5 protein-coding genes are annotated in these 6,734 nt (G+C 66.2%); 3 read left to right on the top strand and 2 right to left on the bottom strand.

The genetic code is table 11. The features are described from left to right. Together JHC99_RS16570 and JHC99_RS16575 are read left to right on the top strand one after the other, a co-directional pair. Positions 1–1,777 (top strand): glycoside hydrolase family 15 protein (locus JHC99_RS16570; protein ID WP_292155729.1); only part of this gene is annotated, 1,777 nt, incomplete at its 5' end. Between the two features lie 65 nt (positions 1,778–1,842). Beyond that, positions 1,843–3,273 (top strand): trehalose-6-phosphate synthase, encoded by a 1,431-nt coding sequence (locus tag JHC99_RS16575; protein WP_292155730.1) that lies wholly within the window; start codon positions 1,843–1,845, stop codon positions 3,271–3,273. 163 nt (positions 3,274–3,436) lie between these two features. Here JHC99_RS16575 and JHC99_RS16580 read toward each other — a convergent pair whose 3' ends face one another. Together JHC99_RS16580 and JHC99_RS16585 are read right to left on the bottom strand one after the other, a co-directional pair. Beyond that, positions 3,437–4,639 carry an acetyl-CoA C-acyltransferase gene (locus tag JHC99_RS16580; protein ID WP_292155732.1) on the bottom strand — a complete coding sequence of 401 codons (1,203 nt, stop codon included), beginning with the start codon at positions 4,637–4,639 and terminating at the stop codon, positions 3,437–3,439. A gap of 204 nt (positions 4,640–4,843) precedes the next feature. Then, the gene (locus tag JHC99_RS16585) at positions 4,844–5,752 is read right to left on the bottom strand and encodes an SDR family NAD(P)-dependent oxidoreductase (RefSeq protein WP_292155733.1); all 909 of its coding nucleotides are present in this window, start codon (positions 5,750–5,752) and stop codon (positions 4,844–4,846) included. 210 nt (positions 5,753–5,962) lie between these two features. On the opposite strand from JHC99_RS16585, the gene JHC99_RS16590 reads away from it, so the two are divergent. Continuing rightward, the coding region (locus JHC99_RS16590; protein ID WP_292155734.1) for an outer membrane beta-barrel protein at positions 5,963–6,734 on the top strand (772 nt) is incomplete at its 3' end.

Below are 6,734 nucleotides of genomic sequence, written 5' to 3' on the forward strand. Positions count from 1 at the left end.
CAACCTCGACCTCGCCCCCATCGGCAACTGTTCGATCAGCGCCCTGATCGATCGTCAGGGTCGGTTCGTCTGGGCCTGCGCCCCGCGTATCGACGGCGACCCGGTCTTTTCGGCCCTGATGAACGGCGAGGCCCCCGAGCACGGCTTCTGGTCGGTAGAGCTGGAAGGGCTGAAGGATGTCACCCAGGCCTATGTCCGGAACACCCCGGTGCTCAGGACGGTCCTGACCGCCGGGGACGGCGCCTCCGTGGAAATCATCGATTTCGCCCCCCGCCACATGAAGCATGCGCGGACCTACCGCCCCCTGGCCTTCAGCCGGATCATCCGCCCGCTGGCCGGTGCGCCGCGCATCACCGTCCGCCTGCGCCCCTCGGCCGACTGGGGCGCGCGCCGTGCCGAGGTCACCTCGGGCTCGAATCACATCCGCTACCTGTGCAGCGACATCACCTTGCGGCTGACCACCGACTGCCCGGTCTCGCATGTGCTGGAGGAGCGCACCTTCCGGCTGGAGCAGCCGCTGGCCTTCTTCCTCGGGCCGGACGAGGGCTATGACCAGGAGGTCGGGCCGGGTGTTTCCGCGACGCTGGACCGGACGATCGCCTACTGGAAGGACTGGGTCCGCACCCTTTACATCCCGCTGGACTATCAGGACGCGGTGATCCGCGCCGCGATCACGCTCAAGCTCTGCGTCTATGAGGAGACCGGCGCCATCGTGGCGGCCATGACCACCTCGGTGCCCGAGTTCCCGGAAAGCGGGCGCAACTGGGATTATCGCTACTGCTGGGTCCGCGACGCCTATTATACGGTCCGCGCCCTGAACCGGCTGGGCGCGGTGGACATCCTCGAGAACTACCTCGTCTATCTGAGGAACCTGGTCGACCAGTCGGCCGGGGGGCATGTCCAGCCCGTCTATGGTGTCGGATTGGAAGAGGACATCGACGAGCGGATCGTGACCTCCGTCGCCGGCTATCGCGGCATGGAGCCAGTCCGCGTCGGCAATCAGGCCCGCGAACACCTCCAGCACGATGTCTACGGCCAGATCGTCCTGCCGCTGGTGCAGAGCTTCTACGACACCCGACTGCTGCGCCCCGGCACGATCGACGACTTCTATGCGCTGGAAAATGTCGGGGAACGGGCCTTCGCCATGCACGATCAGGTCGACGCGGGCCTGTGGGAGTTCCGCACCATCGCCCGGGTCCACACCTATTCGTCGGTGATGTGCTGGGCCGCCTGCGACCGTCTGGCCAAGGCCGCCGATCACCTGGGTCTAGCCGAGCGCGCCGCCTTCTGGGCCGACCGCGCCCGGATTATCCACGAGCGGGTAGAGAAAGAGACCTTCATCCCCGCAGAGGGCCGCTTCGGTGCCTCCTTCGGCGGGGACGAGCTGGACGCCTCCCTGCTGCAACTGGTCGACCTGGGCTTCCTGACGCCGGACGATCCGCGCCAGGTCGCCACCTTCGAGGCCATCGAGCGGGATCTGAAGAAGGGCCCCTATCTGTTCCGCTATGTGATCCCCGACGACTTCGGCGAGCCCGAGACGGCCTTCAACTTCTGCACCTTCTGGTTCATCGAGGCCCTGCATCAGAACGGACGCAGCGAAGAGGCGCGCGAGATCTTCGAACAGATGTTGTCGCGCCGGACCAACGCCGGCCTTCTGTCCGAGGATATCTCGCTGGGCGACGACGAACTGTGGGGCAATTACCCCCAGACCTATTCGCTGGTGGGCATCATCAACTGCGCCATCGAGCTCAGCCGATCGTGGACCGATGTCCGCTGACGCACAATCGGTTCACGTCCGGTTCATCGGCGTGATCCAATCGCCGAGCTTGGCGTTATAGGCGCATGTCTCGACTTATCGTTGTCTCGAACCGGGTGTCGGCCCCCGCCGACCCCGCCGCCGGTTCGGCCGGTGGCCTTGCCATGGCCCTGTCCGCTGCCCTGCGCAAATACGACGGCCTGTGGTTCGGCTGGTCGGGCGAGACCGTCGATCACTTCACCGGCGACATCAAATGGGAAGACCGGGCGGGCGTCACAGTCGCCCTGGTCGACCTGGAGGCCCAGGATGTCGACGAATACTATAATGGATACGCCAACAAGACCCTGTGGCCCCTGTTCCACCACCGGGTCGACCTGACGGCCTACGAGCGGTCGTACGGCGAGGGCTATGAGCGGGTGAACGCCCGGTTCGCCGAGGTCCTGCGGCCCCAGATCCAGCCGGACGACATCATCTGGATCCACGACTACCACCTGATCCCCATCGCCCGGGACCTCAGGCGACTGGGCGTGACCAACCGCATCGGCTTCTTCTTGCACACCCCCTGGCCGGCGCGTCAGCTGCTGGTGACCCTGCCGCACCACCGACGGCTGGTGGAAAGCCTGTTTGCCTATGACCTGATCGGCTTTCAGACCCAGGAATGGCTGGACCTCTTCCGCGACTATGTGGTGTCCGAGGCGCGGGGCGAGCTGGTCGGCGACGGCGGGCTGGAGTGTTTCGGCCGCACCGTCCAGGCAGGCGTCTATCCCATCGGCATCGACGTGGACGCCTTCATCGCCGCCAGAAACTCGCCCCAGGGCAATCGGACCTACGACCGGATGGCGGCCTCGTCTGCCTTCCGCTCGATGATGGTCGGGGTGGACCGGCTCGACTATTCCAAGGGGCTGGAGGAACGGATGCTCGGCTATGAGCAGTTCCTGCACGACAATCCCGGGATGCGCGGCGACGTCTTCCTGGTCCAGGTCACGCCGATCAGTCGCGACGATGTCGACACCTACCAGGACATCCGGGCGCGGTTGGACGCCCTGGCCGGGCGGATCAACGGCGAGTTCGCCGACATGGACTGGCAACCGATCCGCTACCTGAACCGCAGCTACCGCCGCGATCAGCTGGCGGGCATTTATCGCGCGTCACGCGTCGGTCTGGTGACGCCGCTGCGTGACGGCATGAACCTGGTGGCCAAGGAATATGTCGCGGCCCAGAACCCCGAGGATCCGGGCGTCCTGGTCCTGTCACGCTTCGCGGGGGCGGCCGAACAGATGGGCGAGGCCCTGCTGGTCAATCCGTTCAGCCGGGAAGAAATCGCCGACGCCATCAAGCGCGCCCTGCTGATGCCGCTGGAGGAACGCATCCGGAAATGGCGCGCCCTGATGAAGGTGGTGCGCGACACCGACGTGTCGATCTGGCGAGACGATTTCGTCGGCGACCTGAAGTCCGTCGGCATCTCCGGCAACGGCGGCGGCCTGTTCCATCACGACCAGAGAGCGGACGCGGCGTAGAACCCTCTCCTCCCCATCGCCGCTTGGCGATGGGGAGGGGGACCACGAAGTGGTGGAGGGGCTCGCGCAGCACGTGCAGTGTCTGGAGCGAACAGCCCCTCCGTCTCCTCGCCCAAGCGGGCTTCGGATCCACCTCCCCATCGCTCCGCGACAGGGAGGAGAGTTAGTAGATCTCGAACAGCCCCGCCGCGCCCATGCCGCCGCCGATGCACATGGTAACGACGCCGTACTTGGCACCGCGCCGTTTGCCCTCGAGCAGGACGTGGCCGGTCATCCGGGCGCCCGACATGCCGTAGGGGTGGCCGATCGAGATGGCACCGCCCGAGACGTTCAGCCGGTCATCGGGGATGCCCAGCACGTCTTGGCAATGCAGCACCTGGGCGGCAAAGGCCTCGTTCAGTTCCCAGATGCCGATGTCGTCGACGGTCAGGCCGTGACGGCGCAGCAGGATCGGCACGGCATAGATCGGGCCGATCCCCATCTCGTCAGGCTCGCAGCCGGCGACGGCCATGCCGCGATAGGCCCCGAGCGGCTGCAGCGCCCGCTTCACGGCCTCCCCCGCCTCCATGACCACACAGGCCGAGGCCCCGTCCGACAGCTGGGACGCATTGCCGGCCGTTATGTATTCGCCTTGCTGGATTTCCTCGCCGCCGCCGAAGACGGTCTTCAGCGACTTCAGCCCTTCCAGCGTCGTGTCGGCGCGGTTGCCCTCGTCCTTCGACAGGGTGACTTCCTTGGCCGAGGCCTGGCCCGTCGCCTTGTCCATGACCTGCATGGTGGTGGTCATCGGTACGATCTCGGCGTCGAACCGCCCGGCCTCTTGCGCTGCCGCCGTGCGCTGTTGCGAGCGCAGGGCGTATTCGTCCTGGCGATCCCGGCTGATGCCATAGCGGCGCGACACGATCTCGGCCGTTTCCAGCATCGACATATAGATGTGCGGCGAGACCTTCAGCAGGTCCTCGTCCTTCATCCGGTACAGGTTCATGTGCTGGTTCTGGACCAGGGAGATAGACTCCAGCCCGCCGCCGACCGCCATCTTCATCTGGTCGAAGACCACCTGTTTGGCCGCCGTGGCGATCCCCATCAGGCCCGAGGCGCACTGGCGGTCCAGGCTCATGCCCGGAACCGAAGCCGGCAATCCGGCGGCCAGGGCGACCTGGCGGGCGACATTGGTGCCGGTGCCGCCCTGTTGCAGGGCCGCGCCCATGACGACGTCCTCGATCTCAGCCGGATCGACACCGGCGCGGGCGACGGCGTGTCTGACCGCATGGGCCCCTAGCTGCTGGGGCGCGGTGTCGTTGAAGGCCCCACGATAGGCGCGGCCGATGGGGGTCCGGGCGGTCGAGACGATGACGGCTTCACGCATCAGCGATGCATCCTTGTTCTAGGGCGCTACCGTTCGGCTCGCGGAGCCTCACTGCTTGAGCGCCGGTTTCCTCTTCGCGTCCGGCTTCTGTGTCCGGGATCGCGCGCTTTCGTATCGAACCTACGCACCTGCCGTGGCGTCAACGCAAGTCGGCATCCGTTTCAAGTCTCGAGGCAGAGTGAGCCGAGCGCAGGCGCGACGGCGTCAACCGCCATGATATTTCTGCGCCTTGGTCAGTTCGATCATGCCTTGAGCTGCCCCCATCTCGGGCACGATCTCACCAGCGCGGTCCGAGATGGCGTCAAAGCGATCGGCGATCTGCTCGACCGCATCCGGGCCCGTCGCATAGTCGCCCTGGGTGATCGTCACATAGGCCCGCTCGAACCCACCGGCACCGGCGGCCAGGATGACCCGGCTGGGGGAGTCCTCGCTGACGAGGTACAGCAGGCCCGGCGACACCAGTTCGGGCCCCAGCGCCTCGAGCGGCAGGGCGGCGCCCAGATCCTCGGTCATGCGGGTGTGGGCGGTCGGGGCCAGGCAGTTGACCTTGATGTTGTTCTTGGCCCCCTCGATCGACAGGGTCTGCATCAGCCCGACCAGCGCCATCTTGGCCGCGCCGTAGTTGGCCTGGCCGAAGTTGCCGTACAGGCCGGAGGACGAGGTGGTCATGACGATGCGGCCATAGTTCCGCTCGCGCATCCCGTCCCAGACCGCCTTGGTGCAGTTGACCGCCCCCATCAGGTGGACGTCGACGACGAAGCGGAAATCCTCCAGCGTCATCTTGGCGAACGACTTGTCGCGCAGGACGCCCGCGTTGTTGACCAGGATGTCGACCGAGCCCCATTTCGCGACGGCCTCGTCGACCATGGCCTGGACCGCGACCGAATCGGTGACGGAGGCCCCGTTGGCGATGGCTTCGCCGCCCGCCGCGACGATCTCGGCGACGACCGACTGGGCCGGGGTAGCGGATGAGCCTTCGCCGTCGCGCGCGACCCCAAGGTCGTTGACGACCACCCTGGCCCCCCGTGCTGCAAGCGCCAGGGCGTGCTGTCGGCCCAGGCCGCCGCCTGCGCCCGTCACGATCGCCACCTTGCCGTCGAACCGGATTGCCATGGTCATCCTCCTTGAAGCTGCGGATCGCGTTTAAGCGCGCGCCGTTACGGAAGCCAAGAGCGCCGGATGTGTTGAAACGGCGCCACAGTCGCCACATTCAGGGTCAAAATATGGAGACGTACGGAACCCTGCACACGGGTCACCGTTCCGGCAGTCGAGTGCTTCGCGGCAAGCGAGGCCCATCGACATTATCTTTGTATGAGGACGACCATGAAGCTGAAACTTCTCGCGAGTGTTGCTGTTGCGGGGCTGTTCGCAGCCGGTGCGGCGGCGGCTGAGCCCGACGGCTGGTACGGTGCCGTTGACGCCGGCTACCATCACATGGACCGCGACATGGTCATGGAATCGGCCACCACCGGCAACAACTTCCAATTCGAGGTCAACGACGGCTGGGCCGCTTTCGGGCGTCTGGGTTACCGGTTCAACCCGAACTGGCGCGTTGAACTCGAAGGCGGTTATCGCTCTGGCGATGTCGGCACGGTTCGCGCCTCGACCGGCCCGAACGGCGTCTGCAACCTGACGCCCGCCACCGGTCCCTGCTTCTCGCCGGAAGGCGACATCACCTCGACGACCCTGATGGCCAATGTCATCTATGACTTTGGCTGGGAATACTGGGGCATCCGTCCCTTCGTCGGCCTGGGCGCCGGCGTGAACCACGTCAACACGGACCTGATCGGCCGTCACCGCAACAACCGCACGGTCGGTTTCGCGGCCGACGATTCGTCCACCAAGTTCGCGGCGCAAGCCATCGCGGGCCTGGCCTGGGCCGTTTCGGACCGCGCCAACATCGACCTGACCTATCGCTACCTGACGGGCGACGCCGAGTTCTTCACGACCTCGTCGGTCGCGGCCTTCTCGCAGGGCACGCTCGAAGGTGACTACGACTCCTCGCACACCGTGACCCTGGGCCTGCGCTATGCCTTCGGTCCCGATGCCGAGCCGGTCGCACGCAGCCGCGCGGCCTCGGGCGCCAAAGCCAAGA

This window comes from Brevundimonas sp., assembly GCF_016463485.1.
In the GTDB taxonomy this organism is placed as follows: Bacteria; Pseudomonadota; Alphaproteobacteria; order Caulobacterales; family Caulobacteraceae; genus Brevundimonas.

Coding starts and splice junctions, on each gene's coding strand:
- JHC99_RS16575 (WP_292155730.1), top strand. CDS start 1,843: ATGTCTCGACTTATCGTTGTCTCGAACCGGGTGTCGGCCCCCGCCGAC.
- JHC99_RS16580 (WP_292155732.1), bottom strand. CDS start 4,639: ATGCGTGAAGCCGTCATCGTCTCGACCGCCCGGACCCCCATCGGCCGC.
- JHC99_RS16585 (WP_292155733.1), bottom strand. CDS start 5,752: ATGGCAATCCGGTTCGACGGCAAGGTGGCGATCGTGACGGGCGCAGGC.